This is a genomic window from Nocardia stercoris, assembly GCF_003696265.1.
GTDB lineage: Bacteria > Actinomycetota > Actinomycetes > Mycobacteriales > Mycobacteriaceae > Nocardia > Nocardia stercoris.
The window spans coordinates 371,939-389,996 of the sequence record NZ_RFFH01000003.1 but is presented as its reverse complement, the minus strand read 5'-3'; the positions used below and the strand labels follow the sequence as shown (position 1 = coordinate 389,996).

Here is an 18,058-nt window from a genome sequence, read left to right as displayed (position 1 = left end):
CCGAACGCGCATGGGTAGGCGGCATGAAGCCGACAGATTGTGCTGTGGGCGCAACAGAGTTCGTGCTGCACGCCCTTGTTCGGAGTCGAGCAGGTCGATCAGTGGCTGCGATCAGCAGGGCTCGAGCGGGAAGCACACCTGCGGTTGGGTCGTCGGCGCGGGCGGCGCGACGGTCGGCGAGGCAACGGCCGACACTGCCTGAGGGCTGGTCGCGGGGAACACGGCGGGATCGGAGGTCCGGTGCGGGGACACCGCGAAGTAGACGGTCCCCACAGCCAGAAGGAGGAACACACCGACCACCAGCACCACGACGGTGGCCACGATCGGCGTAGGTGATGCGGTGGTGAAGCCGTGGACGTGCGGGTTCAGGCGGCGTCCACGCTGCCGCGGTCGGCGTTTGGGAGTGAGACGAGCCATGGCGTCCTCCTCGCATCCGGGAGCGGTGTCGACGATCTCGATCTCAGTGAACCATCCGACGCCCAGACCCCGGCGGGAACCCGCGGCCGATCCGCCGGTCCAGGCAGCCCGGACCGGCGGATCGTGAAATCCCAGTCAGGCGACCGGCACGAGGCTTCGAACCACGGCCGCTCGGCGCGGGGCTTCAGTTTTACGGCTGATCGGGTACTGGCCGCGACGGTCCCGTACCGGCGACGAGGGCCGCGTCGGACTTGTCGTCGCGGCCGCATCACTACACTCGCGGGCGTGCCGAAACCTTCGCGCCCGGCTAGCCTCGCCGATGTCCACGACGTGGCCGCCGCCATGCCGCATGTCACGATCATCGAAGGGCCGCAAGGCAATCCGGTCTATCAGGTGGGCAGGAAGTCCTTCGTCTTCTTCCGTACTCCCCGGCCCGATGCCGTCGACCCGGTTTCCGGCGAGCGCTACCCGGACGTGATCGTCTTCTGGGTTCCGTCGGAGTCCGACAAGCTGGCGCTGGTCCAGGACGAGAACTCCCCGTTCTTCACCACCGCCCACTTCGCCGGACACCTCTCGGTACTGTTGCGCGGCAGCAGAATCGGCGAACTCACCCTCGCCGAGCTGACCGAGGTCATCCAGGATGCCTGGCTCAGCCGCGCCTCCGCCGCCCGCGCCCGCACCTGGCTGGCCGAACACCGCCTGCCGTGAACGGCCGCGGGTGCCCCGGACTCAGTACTCGTTCTTGATGACGAAGTAGCTGCCGCGGATGGTGCCGGCCAGCTTCGACTTCTGGCGGGCGAACTTGAAGGACGAGAGTTCGGCGGGGATCTCCATGCCGTCGGACAGTTTGAAGCCGACCGCTCGTTTGCCGGCGTCCGCGAGGGTGTACATGACGTTGATCGAGAGGCCGCTCCGGTAGAAGACGTAGGCCATGCGGATGCCCTCGACCTCGAATTCGGTGGCCTCGAGCGGGGGAGAGGCGATGACGATATCGCGTTCTTCGCGCAGGATGCGGCTCACCCAGTCGATCGTCGACTCGGCCTCGGCGGCGGGCTCGACGGTGAAGGTGTGGTCGTACTTGTTCTTGAAATAGCGGGCCTCGTTCGCCCGCAAGCCCGCCAGAGCGGGTGCGACCGGCGAGGATTCCAGGCCGGTGGTCGAAACATCCTTGAAGTCCACTGCATAGGGCATGGGCGCGCTTCCTGACCGCGTCGGTCCGCGCGGGGGCGGACAGTCGAAGTTTCGCAAAACCCTAACGTGCCCGGCCGGCCGGGCGGGGCGGACGCGCGGAACGGACGGGGTGATCGCCGGACTCGGCGGATGCGGCTGTTTCGGGGTCCCGGCCGGGGCCGGGATGGGGTCTGCTGTGTCGGCACACGGCAGCTACCTCCTGTTGTCGACGGACGAACGGCGGGCCGGGTGGGTCAGCCGGTGACGCGGAGCAGGAACGCGGCCAGGTTCTCGCGCACCCGCAGGGCCTTCTCCTCCGGAGACAGTTCCTCGCGATAGCGGTTACCGAGCGCCGGACGCTTCTTGTTGCGGGCGTACAGCGAACACGCCAGGTCGGTGCACATATAGGTGCCGACCGTATTGCCGCGCCGGCCCGCGTCGCCGACCTTCGCCGCGGTCATCAGCGACACATCGGAACCGGTGTGCGTGGTCAGGCAGATCGTGCACATCTGAGCCTTGCGGGGACCGCCGGACTCGTAGCGCAACGCCACCCCGACCGGGCCGTCCGCTCCCGAGACCGGGATATCGGCGGGAACGACGATATAGGCGCGGCCACCCAGCGACGGATCGGTCCAGCCCAGGAAGTCCAGGTCGTCCCAGGGCCGGTCGGCCAGGTCGCGAGGCAGGTTGAGGCGTTTGGTGTCGCCCTTGGAACAGTTCACGAAGGACGAGCGGATCTCGCCTTCGGTCAGCGGATCCATGCGGATCCCCTTTCGTTGCGGAAAATGGACCGCTCCACGCTAGTCAGGAGCGAGCCGCCCGACAACGCAATATCGGGCCGCGCGGGCCACGTCCGTCACATGCGGCGCATCACCGAGACCACCTTGCCCAGCACGACCGCCTCGTCACCGTCGAGCACCGGGTAGGCCGGGTTGCGGGGTTCGAGATAGGTGTGACCGTTGCGGCGGCGCAGCACCTTCACCGTGGCCTCACCGTCGATCATGGCGGCCACGATGTCGCCGGAGTTCGCGTCGGGCTGGCGGCGCACCACCACCAGGTCACCGTCGCAGATGGCGGCGTCGATCATCGACTCGCCGCGCACCCGCAGCCCGAAAACCGTTCCGTGGCCGACCAATTGACGCGACAGGGTGAGTAGATCGTCGGTGTGCTCCTCGGCGAGGATCGGACTGCCGGCGGCGATGTCGCCCACCACGGGCACTGTCACCGACTCCGAATCCGCCACCGCCGCAGGCGAATTGCGCAGGAACAGGCGCACGTCCATCGGCCGCGCCACCGAATCACCGCGCCGCAGGAACCCGCGCTCCTCGAGCGCCTTGAGATGCTTCGACACCGACGACGGCGAACGCAGACCGACCGCCGACGCCAACTCCCGTGTGCTGGGCGCGAATCCGTCTCGCTGCACCGCGTCGCGGATGACCTCGAGCAGTTTGCGCTGCCGCGCGGGCAGGGTCGAGGTGTCGAGGTGGTCGAAGTCGTCGGCGGTCACCGGGGCATCGTACGGTGCGCCGGGCCCGGTGCCCGACCCGGCGCGCCTCGGGTCAGTTCACGCAGGGGATGTCGTCACCGATGCTGGTGGTGACCGGCTTCCCCGAGTCCGGCACACCGTCGTCGGCGCTGGGTGTTTCGGTGGCGCCGGCCGCGGTCGATCCGGACTTCGGCGGGGGCGCGACGCTGGTGGTCGTAGGCGGGGTGCCGCCGAGCGCCTCGGGCAGGGTGAAGTCGGAGCTCAGCACCACCTTCACGTGACCGGCGGCGACGTTCTTCGAGGCGACCGACGGGATCCCGCCGAGCATGTCCGACAGCTGACCGGCGTCGGTGTCGGCGCCGGAACCGTAGTAGATCGTGGACGCCGAATACTGGCCGGAGGTGTCGCTGGCGACAGTGCCCTCGGTGAAACCCTTCTGCGCCAGCGCGGTCGACAGCTTGCCCGCGTCACCGGGATTGGCGCCGGCGTTCCACACGTCGACCGTGCTGGTGGGGGTGGTCTTCGGAGCCACCGGCGCATCGGTCTGCATGCCGAACGCGGTACGGACAGTCGACCGGATCAGAGCCAGGTCGACGACGTTCACGTCTTGGCCGTCGACGGTGTCGTAGGCCTTCACGGGCAGGGTCTGGAACTCGATCGGTACCTTGCCCGCCTTGCCGAGCGTCTGGGCGAAGTCGAGCACGTCCCACCCCGCGGACAGCACGATGTCCTTCTGCGCCGCGGTGATCAGCTGCTGCAGCCGGGTGACATTGGTGAGGGTGCCGGAACTCTTGAGCTGCTTGGCGACCGAGGTGAGGAACGCCTGCTGACGGTGGGTCCGGTCGAGGTCACCGTTCTCCAGCTCGTGTCGCTGCCGCACGAACGACAATGCGTTGGCGGCGTCGAGATGCTGCGGGCCGGCCGGGAAGACGGCACCGGAATAGAACTCGTCGTCGACCGCGTGATTGAGGCAGACGTCGACGCCGCCGAGAATGTTGGCCAGGTCGTAGAACCCGACCAGCGAGACCTCCGCGACTCGGTTGATCGGCACGCCGGTGACCGCCTTGACCGTCTGCAACACCGACTTCTGGCCGGCCTCGCGGCCCTTGTGCTCGAGCTCGACCTTGTCGGTGACGCCCTGGGCCTCCAGCTTCTGCTCGGCGTAATACTTCGCCAGGCCGTAGGATTCCTTGATCTTGGCGTGGTCGTATCCGGGGATCCCGGTGACGGGCACGTAGTCGTCACGCGGGATCGAGAAGGCGGTGATCTTCTTGAGATCCTTCGGAATATGCACCAGGATCAGCGAATTGGCGTTGTAACCACCCTCTTCGCCGTCACCGGCGTGCAGCTGGTCGAGGATGTCCTTCGGTAGGTCGTTGCCGTTCTGGTCCTTTCGGGTGTCCAGACCGATCAGCAGTATGTTCATGTCGTCACCGAGCGCGGCGTTGTCCTCGGGATTGATGACGTCGGCCCGGGAGAACCCGTTGTTCACGCTCTTCTCGGTGTAGTACGCGAAACCCGTTCCGGTGACGACGATCACCGCCGACGCGGCGGCCATGATGCGGCTGCCCATCCGGACCGCGCGACCCTGCAACCCGGTCGGTGCGGCCGCGGCGGCCCGTCGGCGGCGGCGATTCGGACCCGTGGTGCTGCCGCGCACCGGCGTCAGCAATTCGGTTACCGGAGTGAGCAGTTCGGTGGGCGCGTCGACGGGGTCGTCGGCGGCGGGGGATCCGGACCGATCAGCGGAGGTCCGGTCCTGCGCCGGGAGCTTCCTGCTCGCGCGATCCCCGGCGGGCCGATCCACGTATACCGGGATCTCTTCGGTCTGGTCGTTCATCGTTCTAACAGTCTCGCATCATCTTGCTGAAGAAACTCTGAGAAAGTCGTGCTCGCGGGTCCAGTCATCCTGCCCGACCCAGCCGCCGAACGCCATTTCGCGCCAGTCGGATCGGCGGTCAGCGGGCGGGCGCGGCAGGCAATCCGAGCAGGTCACACAGCCCGTCGAGCTGATGGTCGAACAGTTCCGCGCGGTCGCTGAACGTGCTCTCACCGTACTGGTCGAAGACGTCGAAACTGATCGCCCCGAACATGCCGGTCCACAGCGAAACCGTCCGCAGCAGTACGGAATCGGGGACGGCGAGCCCGAAAGCGTCTCGGATGAGGGCGAAGTCGGCGGCCAGGCCCGCCGACAGCCGCGGTTTGGGCTCGGGCACGGCGACCGTCTCGGTGCGGCAGGCGTTGTCGACGATCTGCAGCAGGGTGCCGATCAGGCGGGTGCCGGGCGGCACGGTTTGCTGGGCGGGTGCCTGATAGCCCGGGACCGGGGTGCCGTAGAGCAGGCCGTAGCGCGCGGGCTCGGCCAGCGCCCAGGCGCGGACCGTGCGGCCCACGACCATGATCCGGGCGCGTGCGTCCGCGGGAGCGGTGGCGAGCGCGGTGTCGACGGTGTCGGCGAGTTCGGTGAAGCCGTCGACGACCAGCATGGTGAGCAGTTCGTCGCGGCTGCTGACGTATCGGTAGACCGCGGAAGACACGACGCCCAGATCGCGGGCCACGGCCCGCAGTGACAGGGCCGCGGCACCGTGCACGGCCAGGTGCTCGCGGCCGATCCGCACGATGTCGTCCATGGTGCGGGCGCGGGCCCGGGCGCGTGGTGTGGTTCCGGTCATTCCGCCATCCTGCCAGATCGAGAGCAGTGCTCTGGTATTTCGGGTCGAAACGACAGCGCCGCCCCACCGCCGGAGCGGGGAGCGGCGCTGCCGCACTGCGATCGCCGGAGGACGATCAGTGCGGGTCGGCGGTCAAGTCGTAGACGGCGGTACTGCCGATGTGCTCGACCGGATAGTGTGCGGACACCCAGTTGTAGATTTCGGGATTGCCGCCGGGATGCCACCGCGGGGTGTCCGGGTTCGCCTGCGTACCGGGCGCAGCGGACTCCGGTTGCGGCGCATCGGGTTTCGGCGCGTTCGGGTCCGCCGGCTCGCCGGGCTTGCGGTGGTGCGCACCGGGGGCCGGCTGGTCGGTCTTCCACGAGTCCGGCAGCTCGACCTCCTGGGCCAGGTAGTAGGCGATCTTGTGGTCGTGCACCAGTTGCTGGAAACCGGCCAGCGTGGGCACCGGGTCCTCGGAGGTGAAACCACCGATCGCCAGCACCGCGGTGTTCGTGGCCAGCTCCAGACCGGCCGCCGGACCGGACCGGTCGATCGCCGCCGACCAGGTCGTGTGCGTGGCCTCCAGCTTCGCGGTGAGCTGCGGATCGACCGAACCGCTGCCGGTAAACATCGCCATCTGCTGTCTCGTGATGCCGCCGAACGGGTTCGCCTTGTCGTCCTGCTTCGGACGGGCCGGGCCCACCGACGGGCTACCACCGGTGTGCGCCTGCGGCAACGTCGCCGCGGCGTACGCGGTGGTCCCGGCCAGGCCGACGATCACACTCGCCGCCAGCAGCGCGGTGGTCGCGCGCCGGCGCAGTTCCGGCGTGCGGGCCGTCGCCGGTGCCGCGGTCAGCAACAGACCCAGCGTCACGACCACGGTCAGCGCCAGGATCGTCCAGCGCAACCACGGCTGCCAGTCCGCGTTGCGGTTCAGCAGCACGAACGCCCAGCCACCCGAGGCCGCTACCAGCGCGGCCCCGCCGACCCGGCCGATCAGGCCGTCGCGCAACCGCCACGCCTCGAACGCACCCAACGCAACACAGCCGGCGATCCCGGGGGCTACCGCGAGGGTGTAATAGGCGTGCATGCCGCCCTTCATCTCGGTGAACGCGATGCCGTCGATGATCAGCCACAAGCCGAACACCAGTGCCGCACCGCGCACGACATCGGTGCGCGGGGACCGGCCGCGCGCGACCATGACCAGCGCGAACGCCACCAGTGCCGCCGGCAGCAACCAGGAGATCTCCCAGCCGATCTCACCGGTGAACATGCGGTCCGGCCCGTTGGCCCCACTGAACGCGCCGCCGCCGCGGCCGTGCCCGCCGAGCAGGTTCTCGGGCAGCTTGTAGCCCGGCGGCAGCTCGAACGGACCGCCGCCCTTCTGGCCGCCCATGTGGTTCTTGCCCAGGTAGCGGGAGATGCCGTTGTAGCCCAGCACCAGATCCATGAACGTGTTGTCCTTGGACCCGGCCAGATACGGCCGCGAATCGGCCGGCCACAGGATCGTCAGCAGCACGAACCAGCCCGCGGACACCACCAGCGCCACCGCGGCCGCGAGCAAGTGCGCGATCCGCTTGCCCAGCGTCGTCGGAGCAACCACCAGATAGGCCAGTCCCAGCGCGGGCAACACCATCAGGCCCTCGAGCATCTTGGCCAGGAACGCGAAACCCAGTGCGACACCGGCCAACATCAGCCAGCGCACACTCGCGCCGCGCAACGCCCGCACCGTGCAATACGCGCCGGCGGTCATCAGCAGCACCATTACCGCGTCGGGATTGTTGAACCGGAACATCATTGCCACGACCGGTGTCACGGCGAGCGCGGCACCGGCGAGCAGGCCGCTCGCGCGGCTACCGGTGGCGCGGGTCAGCGCGCCGTACATGAGGACGACGGCCGCGACCGCCATCAGCGCCTCGGGGACCAGCATGCTCGCGCTCGAGAAGCCGAAGATCTGCCCGGACAGGCCCATGACCCATTGCGACACCGGCGGTTTGTCGACGGTGATGAAGTTCGCCGGGTCCAGCGAGCCGAAGAGCAGTGCCTTCCAATCCTGCGACCCCGACCACGTGGCGGCGGCGTAGAAGTTGTTGCCCATCCCGTTGACGGTGATGTTCCACAGATAGGCGGCGGCGGTGCCCAGCAGCAGGACCGCCAGCGCGATCCGCTCCCACGGGCGGGCCGGGGCCAGTTCGTGGGGAACGGGTTCCGCCGCAGCGGGTACCTCGGGTGCTTCGGGGGCGGGTGGGCCGGCGTCGGAAGTTTCGGTACTGGTCACGGTCACCGCGCCAGCATGCCCGTCGCGCCGGTGAAGACTCTCACCGCTTCCTGGGAATCAGCTGGGAGCCCGTAGGGTGCAGGCAGCGAATACCCGGTTGCTCTTGCAGCTCACTTCCAGCACAGGGAAGATGGCGGCCGAGTCGGGACACCCAGTGGAATACAGCGGCAGGAGTTGACAGTGGCGAATTCGAGGAGAGTTCTGGCGATGGTGGCGGCGGCTGCGGCCGCGGCCGAGGTGACCGCGGTCCTGGCGGCGGGTCCCGCGTCGGCGACCCAGCACGGCGCGTTCGACGTCGGTGGAGCAATCGAGGTCGACTACAACAACCTCGGCGGGCCCGACGTACTCGGCGACCCGATCACCCCCGAATCCCCGGCGGCCAACGGCGGCCGGTTCCAGAAGTTCACCAACAACGCCTCCATCTACTGGACACCCGCGACCGGCGCCACCGAGGTCGGCGGCCGCATCCGCGACAAGTGGGCCTCGACCAACTACGAGAACGGCCCGCTGGGCTACCCGGTCACCGACGAGCAGGGCACCCCCAACGGCGAGGGCCGCTACAACCACTTCCAGAACGGATCCATCTACTGGTCGCTGGGCACCGACGCGCACGTCGTGTCCGGTCCGATCCGCGACAAGTGGGCCCAGATGGGCTGGGAGGGCGGCATTCTGGGCTTCCCGGTCACCGACGCCGCCAAGGCCGGCAGCGACGGCCTCTACCAGATCTTCGACGGCGGCACCGTGTACTGGTCGCCCAAGACCGGCGCGCACACCGTGTGGGGCGCGATCAAGCAGAACTGGCAGTCCTACGGCGACGTCAACGGGCGCTACGGCTTCCCGACCAGCGACGAGTACGACTACAAGGACGGCAAGGCCCAGGACTTCCAGGGCGGCAAGCTCACCTGGCAGCCCTGAAACCGGCTGTCACAGGCCGAGTTTGGTGACGGCGTTGTCGTCGAGCGGGTTCGCGGTGCGGATGTAGCCGTGCACCGTGCGCGGGTTGGACCAGCGGCCCTGCCGCATGATCTCGCGGTCGCTGGCCCCACCGAGCGCGGCCTGGGTGGCGAACCCGGAGCGCAGCGAGTGCCCCGAGAACAGGGTCGGGTCGAGACCCGCACGGGCGGCATAGCGTTTCACCAGTTCCGCTACCGCGCGGCCGGACATCGCGGTGCTGCCCAGCCCGCCGTGCCGCGACACCGCCGGGAACAGCGGCAGATCCGGATCGGTCAGCGTGGTGCCGGTGAAACCGTGGCAGCGGTGCAGGTCGGTACCGACCGGGGTGGCGTCCAGCCAGCCGGGTAGTCCGCCGCGGCCGTGCTCGGCGTAGGCCTCCCGCAACCGGATCCAGTCCGTGAACGCGCACACCGGGCAGGTCGGCGGGCGGCCGCCGCGCGGTAGCGCGACCCGCTGACCGGTGCTGCCCGACGGGTCGGTCTTGGTGGCCGGCAGCTGGATCAGCAGCATCGGCTCGCCGGTGTGGTGGTCGAGGTGGACGCTCACGTCGGTGATCCGCAGGCCCGCGATCTCGCTGCGCCGCAACGCGCCCGCGAATCCCACCAGCAGGATGAGCAGATCGCGGCGGCGAGCCGGTTCGGTGGGCCAGCCGGGTGCGGGAAGTTCGGCCAGCAGCTGTTCCAGCGTGTGCAGCAGGACCGGGCGTTTGCGCTTGGGTTGGGTGCGGCGGGTGCGACGGATACCGCGCAGGGTCAGGCGCACCACATCCGAGCGGGTCGGTGACGGCAGCCCGTTCGCGGCATGGACCGCCGCGATGGCGGCGCACTTGCGTTCCAGGGTCGCGGCACCGAATGCCCACTCGCCGCCAGTCTTTCGCGCGTCGGCGGCCGCGGCGACATACACGGCGACGTCGAGGGGGTCGGCGGGCAGCGACTGCCGGCCTTCGGCGGCACACCACGCCGACCAGGCCACCCAGTCGGATCGATAGGCGCGCACCGTATTCGGCGACTGGGACGCGGCGAGGTAGCGGCCGAGCGCGCCGGCCTGTTCGCTGTCGAAGCGTTCCCGCACCAGCCGCAGGGCCACCGGGTCGACCAGAACGCTGCGCACCCCGCGCCGCAGCTCACCACGAACGGTGTCGGGCACCGCGATCTGCGTGTCGGTGGTGGTCATTCGCGACAGGGTACCGTCTCGCAGGCGTTTCCCAGGTTCGCTCGAAACCCGTTGTGCCGGAATTTCACCGGATGGAAACAGGGACGGGCGTACCGGGCAGACCGCGGTATCGGGCCTCGGTGCTCGTCGGCACGATGTCCGGCCGCGCTGTGCCGCGGCGGAGCCGGGTCACCTCGGGTTCCGTTCCGCCGCAAGGGCTCTCGACGGGCGCTCGATCGTGCCCGCCCGCCGGGGTCGCCGTTCAGATGTTGAAGCGGCCGGCGAAGCCGCGGAGGGGAAGGTCGGCGCTGGTGATGATGCCGGGGCGGGCGGCGACGACGGATTTGATGGCGTTGAGGGCGGGCAGGCCGGTGACGGTCATGCCGATGGAGGCGAAGTTCTCCGGGTTCGACAGGTCGAAACCCTTACGCGGGAAGATCATGTGCTTGCTGTAGATGTTGGGGTCGCCGGTGACCTGGGTGATATAGCAGCCCTTGATATTCCATGCGGGGTCGGTGTGCGGGGTCATCTGCCATTCGAGGTGGGTCTCCACTCGTGCGACGCCGTCGACCATGCCTTGGTATTTGATGTAGTTCGCGCCGAGTGAACCCTTGGGCATGAAGTACCAGCCGAGGTCGACGTCCTTGGTGCAGGCGCCGAGCTCGTAGCTGAATTTCACCTCGTCGAGTTCCAGGCCGAAGGCGTCGGCCATGAGGTAGACCGAATCGGCGAAGACGGCGGTGTATTTGTAGAGCGAATCGGGGATGGTCGGATCGTCGATCGGGCGGCCGTAGCCGACGGCCTTCCAAGTGTCCACGGAGTGATGGCAGGACACATCCACGGATTCGGTGACGGTGACGTTCTCGATATCGGCGACGTCGGCGGTGTGCACGATGCCCAGGATCTGGCACAGGCCCGGATTCATGCCGGTGCCGTAGAACGTGGAACCGCCACGCTCGCAGGCCGCTTGGATGACCTCGCTGACCTTGCGGCCCGAGGGATGCGAGTGGTTGCGGTCGCGGTGGAAGCCGGTGATCCAGTCCGCGGTGGTCACCACGTCGATGCCGGCCTCGAGCACTTTTTCGTAGAGGTCCTCATCGGGGAACACGCCGTGGAAGGTGAGCACGTCGGGGCGGGCGGCGATGATCTCTTCGACCGTGCCGGTGGCGATCACACCGATCGGGTCCAGACCGACGATCTCTCCCGCGTCGCGTCCGATCTTGTCCGGCGAATAGCAGTGCAGCCCGACCAGTTCGAGGTCTCGGTGGTTGCGGATGCGGCCGATCATCTCGGTGCCGAGGTTGCCGGTGGCGACCTGGAATACCCGGATCTTGTCGGAGTTGCTCATGCCTCCACCTCGCTGACGCTCGGCTCCGGCATGACCACCAGGGTGGCTGTGTCTATTGGTCGCTCGCTGCGCTCGCTCATGATCAGTGCCTTTCTGGCTGTTACGTTTTCGCGTCGGTACTGGGTCGGGGAGGTTCAGGCGGTGGTGGCCGCCGGGCGCACGGCGCCGCTATCGGGGTGACGTGGATCGGTGCCAGCGGGTCCGCCGTCGGGGTAGAACTGCACGGCCCATTCGCGCAGCGCCTTGAAGCCCTTGAATTCCTTCTGCGACAGGGCGGGCGGGTCGGAGTAGCGCTGATGCGCCCAGATGTGGACGTCGGCTTCGAACTGCTCGATGACGAATCCGGCCATGGTCGTGCCGTAGCGGCCGATCTCGGGGCGTTCGTCGCCGGGCTTGCGGCCGATCCAGACGGTGAAACGCACATCGGAGGTGTATTCGTCGACCGGTGTCACCGCGGGCATGGTGCGGTGGTCGATCATGCCCCAGCTCTTGGTGATCGAACAGCCCAAGCCGGCGTTGATCGATTCCACACCACTGTTGACCTGGTCCTCGGCGATGTCCTCGTCGAAGGCGATGGTGAAATCGACGTAGGACACCGGGCCGGAGAAATCGTGACGGGTGAACTCCGGCACGAACGGCGTCTTGTGCACCACCTTGAAGTGCGCGAAGTCGACGCCGTTCTCCATCACATATTGCGGATGCAGTTCCAGGCCAGGCCGGAACAATGTCGCGGCAGGCACCGGCGGGTAGTAGTCCGCGGCGGTCTTGCCGTCACCGAACGCTTCGAACACGTCCGGCACCTCGAAATACGGTGCGCGGCCGGCGGTGTCGTACCAGATCCACACCGCCTCGTTACGTTCGACGACGGGGTAGCTGCGGATGCGGCGGCCCTTGTTCGGGTGGGACTCGTAGGGGATGCACACATTGCGGCCCTCGCGGTTCCATTCCCAGCCGTGGAACGGGCACACCAGGTTCTCGCCCTGAACCTGCCCGCCATAGCCGAGGTGCGCGCCGAGGTGCTCGCAGTAGGCGTCGAAGACCGCGAGGTCGCCGGCGGCCGATCGCCACGCCACCATCTCACGCCCGAAGTACTTCATCCTGTGCACCGCACCGACCTCGATCTCGGTGCGCCAGGCGACTTGGAACCAGCCCGTCGGCTCCATCGACAGTGGTGGTTTGGCCATCTCGATCCTCCACGTCTTCGCGGGCTGTCCGGGTCGGCGCGGACCGTCGGTTCCACGCCCGGCGACCACGAGAATAGAACCCTCTTTGAAAGAATGCAAGAGGGTTAGTTGAAACTGGATTCCCCAGGTCGATCGAGGTAGCATCGGCCCTCGTGACAGAGGCAACGGCGGGCACGAGGCGGGCGAACAAGCGCGGGATCCAATCGCGGGAAGCCATGCTCGAGGCGGCGATCGCCTCGCTGTCGACCGGGGACCCCGCCGCGGTGTCCGGCAACCGGATCGCCCGCGACATCGGCGCGACCTGGGGAGTCGTCAAATATCAGTTCGGCGACATCGACGGCCTGTGGGCCGCGGTCCTGCGCTACACCGCCGACAAGCGCGGGGACCTGCCCGCGGCCGCCAAACCGGGCGGCACCCTGCGCGAACGCGTCGCCGCGCTCATCCACGCGATGGCCATCGGATTGCGCCGCCCCGAGTCATTGGCCATCGAGACGCTGCGCGCGGCGCTGCCCCGCGACCACGCCGAACTCGAACGCGACTACCCGCTCACCGCCGCCGAGCTGGCGTCCTGGAAACCGCACTGGGACGACGCGTGCCAGCGGGCCTTCGCCGATCTGGAACTCGATCCGGTCAAGGTGCGCCGGGTCGCGGCGCTGATCCCGGCCGCCATGCGTGGTATCACCTCCGAGCGGACTCTCGGCACATACGGCAACCTCGACGACGCTATCGAAGCGCTCATCGGAAGTATGGTCGCCTACCTCGAGAACTGAGGCGTCTCGACTGCACTCACCAGCTACTGCGGACAAGCCCGCCGGTGCCCGGCTGCGATGAGCAGGCTCAGAACAACGTGTCACGCACCCGTAGCGGCCGGTGGCCGGTCGGCCCGAGCTGGGCGAGTTCGGCGTCGAGGTCGACCTCGGTCGCGCCGAAGCTACGGGTGGCGGTTCGGGGTGGATGTGGTGAAGAGCAGGTGCGCCGCGCGGGTGATGGTGTGGCGGATGTCGGTGATGTCGGCGGGATTGGTGGTCAGGTCGAGTAGGCAGGTGGTGAGGACGTGGCCGAGGACCAGGGCTCGGTCGTGGTCGTCGGTCCAGCCGGGGTCGGCGAGGGCGGCGCGGACGAGTTCGGTGAACACCGGCCGCCAGACCCTGATGCCCGAGCCGTCGCCGGAATGCACGGAGTTCATTCCGGCCTGCAGCAGATTGTGGTCCTCGGCGGCCCAGTCGATGACCTGGGAGAACGCGGCGGCGATCCGGTCGGCGGGCTCGGCGCCGGGGTCGGCCGGTAGGCGGGTCAGGCGTTCGAGGGTGTCGAGGGCCCAGTCGGCCATGAGGTGCTGGATCAGGCCGTCCTTGGAACCGAAGTAGCGGTACACCGTGACCGGGGTGGTGCCGGCCTGGGCGGCGACCTCGCGGATCGTGACGCCCTTGTAGCCGTGCCGGGACGCCATCGTGCGGGCGACCGCGGCGATCTCGGCGCGGCGTGCGCGTTCGGTGGGCCCGAATTCGCGGATCACGCGCAACGAATCGCGGGACTCGCGCAGCAGGGCAGCAGTGTCGTCGACCACGGTTCGAGGGTACCGCAGAACGAGAACACGTTGTATAACGTGTTATATAACGTGTGAAAGGCTGGTTGTGATGACTGTTCCTGACCTGTTCGGCGCTGAGGCACTGCAGGACCCGTATCCGCTGCTCGAGCAACTGCGTCCTATCGGGGACGTGCATTATCTTCCTGACCAGCAGCTGTATGTGGTGCTCGGGTTCGAGGCGATCCGCACTGTGCTGGCGGATCCGCAAACCTATTCGAGCAATCTGGTCGCGGTGCTGTCGGCGGCATCGGGTTCGGCGACGGTGTCGGTGGCCGAGGCCGGCGCCGGAGTCGATGTGCTGGCGACCGCGGATCCGCCCGCACACACCGCGCAGCGGGCGCTGGTGATGTCGCGGTTCAGCCCGCGTGCGATAGCCGAGACGACCGAGCTGATCGACGCCGCGGTCGCCCCGGCGGTGGCCGGGCTGGTCGCCGCCGGCGGCGGTGACTGGATGACCGCGGTCGCCCATCGGGTCCCGGTGCAGGTGATCGGCGAGCTGATCGGGCTGCCGCGCGAAGACCATCAGCGCCTCGCCGACTGGTCGGACGCGGCGATCGATCTGGTTTCCGGGGTCGCAAGTCCCGAACGCGCCGGGCAGGCCGCGCTCGCGGTGCTCGAGTTCGCCCGGTATCTGGGCGAGCGCCTCGACCAGGCCCGCCCGGGGCAGGACACGGGGGTGCTGGGCAGTGTCGCGGCCGCGGTCGCGTCGGGAACCCTGACCCGTGATCAGGGGGCGGTGCTGCTGGTGCAGCTGGTCACCGCGGGCGCGGAATCGACCGCGAGCCTGCTCGGCACCGCGGTACGGCTACTGGCCGAGGATCGGCAACTGCAAGTAACCCTGCGCGCCGAACCCGACCGGATCGGTGCGCTGGTGGAGGAAGCGGTGCGCATCGAGAGCCCGTTCCGCGGCCACTTCCGCGTCACTACCGCGCCCACTGAGCTGGCCGGAGTCGAACTCGAATCCGGTGCCCGGCTGATGCTGATGTGGGGTGCGTCCAACCGCGACCCCAGCATCTTCGACCACCCCGACCGCGTCGACCTCGACCGCGGCCAGCCGAAACAGCACCACAGCTTCGGGCGCGGCATCCACTTCTGCCTCGGCGCCCATCTCGCTCGCAAAGAAACCACCCAGGCCGTGCGTGCACTGCTCGCCACCACCACCGCCGTCTCGCTGAGCGGTCCGGAACCTACCTACGTTCCGAGCCTGATCGTGCGCCGCCTGGCGCACCTGAACCTGTCGCTCACCCCCGCATGACCGGCACACCGACCCGGTTCCGCCAGTACCGGCGCTACCACCGTGACCTGCGACCGTACGCGCTGGTCCTACCCCGCGAAACCGTCAGCCCACGCACGTTGCCGGTGATGCGCCGCCTTGCCGCACGCACCCGCCCGCATCCCGCCGCCCTGGTCACCGATCTGGGTGGCGGTGTGCGGGTCCGGGTGTTCGGCGACACCGGTTCCCGGGCGCCGGGCCCGGCACTGCTGTGGATCCACGGCGGCGGCTTCGTCTTCGGCACCGCCGCGCACGACGACCGCTGGTGCCACCAGATCGCCGCCCGCACCGGAGTGCTCGTCGCGTCCGTGGACTACCGCCTCGCCCCCGACCTCGCCGGGCTACCGCCGGCGTGGATCACCGTCGGCGACCAGGACCTGCTCCACGCCCAGAACGCCCGCTACCACCAGGCCTTGACCACCGCCGAGGTCGACAGCCGGCTGCGCCTTCCACGGCTTCGACACCGTCGCACCCACCACCACGATCAGCCGTGACCTGCGCCGCAACACCCTTCACACGATCCACACCGCGGTAACGACAGCACCACCCCGGTGAGCCTTCGGAGCAGCGTGTCGCGTAATTGCAGCGGCTGGTAACCGGTCGGCGGCCGCGCCGATGATGTAGCGGCTCAGAGTAGCCCGTACCGGGTGGCGGTGGTGACCGCCGCCGTGCGGTCGCCGACTTCCAGCTTGGCGAACGCGCGCAGCAGGTGGGTCTTCACGGTGGCCTCGCTGATGTGCAGGGCCCGCCCGATCGAGGCGTTGGTCTTGCCCTGGGCGACGTGGGCGAGGATCTCGAGTTCGCGGCCCGACAGGCGCGGCACCGTCCGGCGCAGGGAATGCGCGAGCCGGTTGGCGACCGTGGTGGCCAGTACGGTCTCGCCGCGGGCGGCCGCGCGGACCGCGTCGGCGAGCTGGGCACGGGACGCGTCCTTGAGCAGGTAGCCGGAGGCGCCGACCTCGACCGCGCGCAGGATGTCGGAGTCGGTGTCGTAGGTGGTGAGAATGACGATGTGAATTCCGGCGTGCGCGGCCAGGATTCGCTCGGTGGCCCGCAAGCCGTCGCCGCCGGGCATACGCAGGTCCATCAGGATCACCCGCGGCCGCAGATGCGCGGCAAGAACTTCGGCCTCGCCGGCCGAGCCCGCCTCGCCGACGACCGCGAGATCCGGTTCCGCGGACAGCATGCCGCGCAAGCCTTCTCGCACGATGGTGTGGTCGTCGACCAGCAGGACGGTGATCGGCGGAGCGGACGTCATGCGGGGACCTCGATCGTCACGGTGGTGCCGGTGTCGGCGGCGGTCGCCACGGTGACGGTGCCGCCGACTTCTTCGACCCGGGTGCGCATGCCGTGCAGGCCGTAGCCGACCGGATCGCCGGGTTCGCGCGCCGGGAAGCCGATGCCGTTGTCGCACACGACGATCCGCAGAAGTTCCGGACCGGTGTCGAGGCGCACCGCCACCCGGGAGGCGTGGGCGTGTTTGCGGACGTTGGCGAACGCCTCCTGCACCGAGCGCAGCACCACGACGCCGGTGGCGGTCGGGAGCGCCGACAGGTCGGGGTCGCTGTGCACGTCGACGGTCAGCCCGGTCTCGGCGGCGAGCCGGTCGCACTGCCGCCGCAGCGCCGCGCCCAGCGAGTGGTCGGCCAGTGCGGGCGGGGTCAATTCCGCCACCATGGCGCGTGATTCGGCGAGGTTCTCCCGGGCTGTCGCGCGCAGCAGCTCGAGGTGTTCGCGCGCGCGGTCGGGGTGCGCGTCCAGCTCGGAGTCGATGGCCTCGGCGAGGGTGATGATGCTGGTGAAGCCCTGGGCGAGGGTGTCGTGGATCTCGCCGGCCAGCCGGGCTCGCTCGGCGAGTCCACCGGATTCGTGGGCCAGGCGCGCGACCTCGGCGCGGCTCGCGGTGACCTCGGCGAGCAGTTCGGCCTGCCGATCGGTGACCCGGACGCGTTCGATGATCAGGGCGCCGATCAGCGGACCCAGTACCGCGCCCATCACGCTGACCACGATCACGAACCCGGCGGGCATCACCGCGCCGGCGAAATTCGCGACCAGCGGCAGGCCGGCTCCTGCGATCGCCGCCGCCGGCAGGCCGGCTCCGGCGATCGCGGCCGCGACCAGCGCGAACCGCAGCGGTAGCGACATGAACAGCAATGGGAACAGCAGCGGCAGCGCGAACGCGACGCCCGGGGCGAGGGCCGTGGCCAGGAACTGCAGGGCCGTGACGGTCAGCGCGAACACCACCGCGTACGGGTCCGGATCGTGCACCGTGCGGTCGTGGCCGTGGAACACCCGCTCGCCGAACAGCAAGCAGCACAAGGGGATTGCGACGAAGACGGCCAACCCCGGCAACTCGGGCGCGAGATCCGGAGCGAGGAACAGCTCAGCGGCGACCCCGATGACGAGATTGCCCAGCAGGTACCAGGTCCAGGGCCGAAGCTGCGGCTGCGCCCACCACATTCCGGAAAATCTACCCGACCGGGCCGCCGCACGTCCGCGCCCGGCGGGGCCGTCGACGGCCGGTTTCGGCGCGATCGTACGGCCGGTGCCGGGC

18 protein-coding genes are annotated in these 18,058 nt (G+C 68.9%); 5 read left to right on the top strand and 13 right to left on the bottom strand.

Features of this window, described 5'->3' with window-relative positions:
• Positions 1 to 111: 111 nt before the first annotated feature.
• Positions 112 to 417 (bottom strand): hypothetical protein, encoded by a 306-nt coding sequence (locus EBN03_RS10225; protein ID WP_147471512.1) that lies wholly within the window; start codon positions 415 to 417, stop codon positions 112 to 114.
• Between the two features lie 342 nt (positions 418 to 759).
• Here EBN03_RS10225 and EBN03_RS10220 point away from each other — a divergent pair, with 342 nt between their 5' ends.
• Positions 760 to 1,125 carry a hypothetical protein gene (locus tag EBN03_RS10220; RefSeq protein WP_122187894.1) on the top strand — a complete coding sequence of 122 codons (366 nt, stop codon included), beginning with the start codon at positions 760 to 762 and terminating at the stop codon, positions 1,123 to 1,125.
• A 21-nt stretch (positions 1,126 to 1,146) separates the two neighbouring features.
• Here EBN03_RS10220 and EBN03_RS10215 read toward each other — a convergent pair whose 3' ends face one another.
• The 6 genes from EBN03_RS10215 to EBN03_RS10190 all read right to left on the bottom strand — a co-directional run bounded on the left by EBN03_RS10215 (position 1,147) and on the right by EBN03_RS10190 (position 8,005).
• Positions 1,147 to 1,608, bottom strand: coding sequence for a phage tail protein (locus EBN03_RS10215; protein ID WP_122187693.1), 462 nt, complete (start codon positions 1,606 to 1,608; stop codon positions 1,147 to 1,149).
• A 233-nt stretch (positions 1,609 to 1,841) separates the two neighbouring features.
• Positions 1,842 to 2,348 (bottom strand): FBP domain-containing protein, encoded by a 507-nt coding sequence (locus tag EBN03_RS10210; RefSeq protein WP_122187692.1) that lies wholly within the window; start codon positions 2,346 to 2,348, stop codon positions 1,842 to 1,844.
• A 95-nt stretch (positions 2,349 to 2,443) separates the two neighbouring features.
• Complete coding sequence (gene lexA, locus EBN03_RS10205) at positions 2,444 to 3,094, bottom strand: transcriptional repressor LexA (RefSeq protein WP_122187691.1); 651 nt, start codon at positions 3,092 to 3,094, stop codon at positions 2,444 to 2,446.
• Positions 3,095 to 3,146: 52 nt separating this feature from the next.
• On the bottom strand, positions 3,147 to 4,646 hold the full coding sequence (locus tag EBN03_RS10200; protein WP_407671117.1) for an LCP family protein: 1,500 nt from the start codon (positions 4,644 to 4,646) through the stop codon (positions 3,147 to 3,149).
• Positions 4,647 to 5,031: 385 nt separating this feature from the next.
• Positions 5,032 to 5,745, bottom strand: coding sequence for a TetR/AcrR family transcriptional regulator (locus tag EBN03_RS10195; RefSeq protein ID WP_122187689.1), 714 nt, complete (start codon positions 5,743 to 5,745; stop codon positions 5,032 to 5,034).
• 115 nt (positions 5,746 to 5,860) lie between these two features.
• Positions 5,861 to 8,005 carry a glycosyltransferase family 39 protein gene (locus tag EBN03_RS10190; protein WP_407671116.1) on the bottom strand — a complete coding sequence of 715 codons (2,145 nt, stop codon included), beginning with the start codon at positions 8,003 to 8,005 and terminating at the stop codon, positions 5,861 to 5,863.
• A 180-nt stretch (positions 8,006 to 8,185) separates the two neighbouring features.
• On the opposite strand from EBN03_RS10190, the gene EBN03_RS10185 reads away from it, so the two are divergent.
• On the top strand, positions 8,186 to 8,920 hold the full coding sequence (locus EBN03_RS10185; RefSeq protein ID WP_233608286.1) for an LGFP repeat-containing protein: 735 nt from the start codon (positions 8,186 to 8,188) through the stop codon (positions 8,918 to 8,920).
• A gap of 9 nt (positions 8,921 to 8,929) precedes the next feature.
• Here EBN03_RS10185 and EBN03_RS10180 read toward each other — a convergent pair whose 3' ends face one another.
• The 3 genes from EBN03_RS10180 to EBN03_RS10170 all read right to left on the bottom strand — a co-directional run bounded on the left by EBN03_RS10180 (position 8,930) and on the right by EBN03_RS10170 (position 12,643).
• Complete coding sequence (locus EBN03_RS10180) at positions 8,930 to 10,132, bottom strand: site-specific integrase (RefSeq protein WP_122187687.1); 1,203 nt, start codon at positions 10,130 to 10,132, stop codon at positions 8,930 to 8,932.
• Positions 10,133 to 10,373: 241 nt separating this feature from the next.
• Entirely contained in the window at positions 10,374 to 11,459 is a 1,086-nt protein-coding gene (locus EBN03_RS10175) for an NAD(P)H-dependent amine dehydrogenase family protein (RefSeq protein WP_122187686.1), read from the bottom strand.
• A gap of 134 nt (positions 11,460 to 11,593) precedes the next feature.
• On the bottom strand, positions 11,594 to 12,643 hold the full coding sequence (locus EBN03_RS10170; protein ID WP_122187685.1) for a Rieske 2Fe-2S domain-containing protein: 1,050 nt from the start codon (positions 12,641 to 12,643) through the stop codon (positions 11,594 to 11,596).
• Between the two features lie 152 nt (positions 12,644 to 12,795).
• Between EBN03_RS10170 and EBN03_RS10165 the strand changes: the two genes are divergently transcribed.
• A complete protein-coding gene (locus EBN03_RS10165) occupies positions 12,796 to 13,413 on the top strand; it encodes a TetR/AcrR family transcriptional regulator (protein WP_122187684.1) in 618 nt (205 codons plus the stop codon).
• A 161-nt stretch (positions 13,414 to 13,574) separates the two neighbouring features.
• Here the strand turns inward: EBN03_RS10165 and EBN03_RS10160 are convergent, their stop codons facing one another.
• Complete coding sequence (locus EBN03_RS10160) at positions 13,575 to 14,210, bottom strand: TetR/AcrR family transcriptional regulator (RefSeq protein ID WP_122187683.1); 636 nt, start codon at positions 14,208 to 14,210, stop codon at positions 13,575 to 13,577.
• A 70-nt stretch (positions 14,211 to 14,280) separates the two neighbouring features.
• Between EBN03_RS10160 and EBN03_RS10155 the strand changes: the two genes are divergently transcribed.
• Complete coding sequence (locus EBN03_RS10155) at positions 14,281 to 15,486, top strand: cytochrome P450 (protein ID WP_122187682.1); 1,206 nt, start codon at positions 14,281 to 14,283, stop codon at positions 15,484 to 15,486.
• Positions 15,483 to 15,998, top strand: a complete 516-nt coding sequence (locus EBN03_RS10150) for an alpha/beta hydrolase (protein ID WP_325052063.1) — start codon at positions 15,483 to 15,485, stop codon at positions 15,996 to 15,998. The genes EBN03_RS10155 and EBN03_RS10150 overlap by 4 nt, the downstream gene beginning before the upstream one ends.
• A gap of 134 nt (positions 15,999 to 16,132) precedes the next feature.
• Here EBN03_RS10150 and EBN03_RS10145 read toward each other — a convergent pair whose 3' ends face one another.
• Entirely contained in the window at positions 16,133 to 16,762 is a 630-nt protein-coding gene (locus EBN03_RS10145; protein WP_122187681.1) for a response regulator, read from the bottom strand.
• Positions 16,759 to 17,964: a sensor histidine kinase gene (locus tag EBN03_RS10140; protein WP_158675582.1), complete on the bottom strand. Its 1,206-nt coding sequence runs from the start codon at positions 17,962 to 17,964 to the stop codon at positions 16,759 to 16,761. Before EBN03_RS10140 ends, EBN03_RS10145 begins: the two co-directional genes overlap by 4 nt.
• Positions 17,965 to 18,058: the final 94 nt, after the last annotated feature.

What these genes read in the sequence shown, in the direction of transcription:
- EBN03_RS10220 (WP_122187894.1), top strand. Translation starts at nt 760, where the DNA reads ATGCCGCATGTCACGATCATCGAAGGGCCGCAAGGCAATCCGGTCTAT.
- EBN03_RS10195 (WP_122187689.1), bottom strand. Translation starts at nt 5,745, where the DNA reads ATGACCGGAACCACACCACGCGCCCGGGCCCGCGCCCGCACCATGGAC.
- EBN03_RS10200 (WP_407671117.1), bottom strand. Translation starts at nt 4,646, where the DNA reads ATGGGCAGCCGCATCATGGCCGCCGCGTCGGCGGTGATCGTCGTCACC.
- EBN03_RS10145 (WP_122187681.1), bottom strand. Translation starts at nt 16,762, where the DNA reads ATGACGTCCGCTCCGCCGATCACCGTCCTGCTGGTCGACGACCACACC.
- EBN03_RS10150 (WP_325052063.1), top strand. Translation starts at nt 15,483, where the DNA reads ATGACCGGCACACCGACCCGGTTCCGCCAGTACCGGCGCTACCACCGT.
- EBN03_RS10155 (WP_122187682.1), top strand. Translation starts at nt 14,281, where the DNA reads ATGACTGTTCCTGACCTGTTCGGCGCTGAGGCACTGCAGGACCCGTAT.
- EBN03_RS10140 (WP_158675582.1), bottom strand. Translation starts at nt 17,964, where the DNA reads ATGTGGTGGGCGCAGCCGCAGCTTCGGCCCTGGACCTGGTACCTGCTG.
- EBN03_RS10175 (WP_122187686.1), bottom strand. Translation starts at nt 11,459, where the DNA reads ATGAGCAACTCCGACAAGATCCGGGTATTCCAGGTCGCCACCGGCAAC.
- EBN03_RS10180 (WP_122187687.1), bottom strand. Translation starts at nt 10,132, where the DNA reads ATGACCACCACCGACACGCAGATCGCGGTGCCCGACACCGTTCGTGGT.
- EBN03_RS10210 (WP_122187692.1), bottom strand. Translation starts at nt 2,348, where the DNA reads ATGGATCCGCTGACCGAAGGCGAGATCCGCTCGTCCTTCGTGAACTGT.
- EBN03_RS10225 (WP_147471512.1), bottom strand. Translation starts at nt 417, where the DNA reads ATGGCTCGTCTCACTCCCAAACGCCGACCGCGGCAGCGTGGACGCCGC.
- EBN03_RS10215 (WP_122187693.1), bottom strand. Translation starts at nt 1,608, where the DNA reads ATGCCCTATGCAGTGGACTTCAAGGATGTTTCGACCACCGGCCTGGAA.
- EBN03_RS10170 (WP_122187685.1), bottom strand. Translation starts at nt 12,643, where the DNA reads ATGGCCAAACCACCACTGTCGATGGAGCCGACGGGCTGGTTCCAAGTC.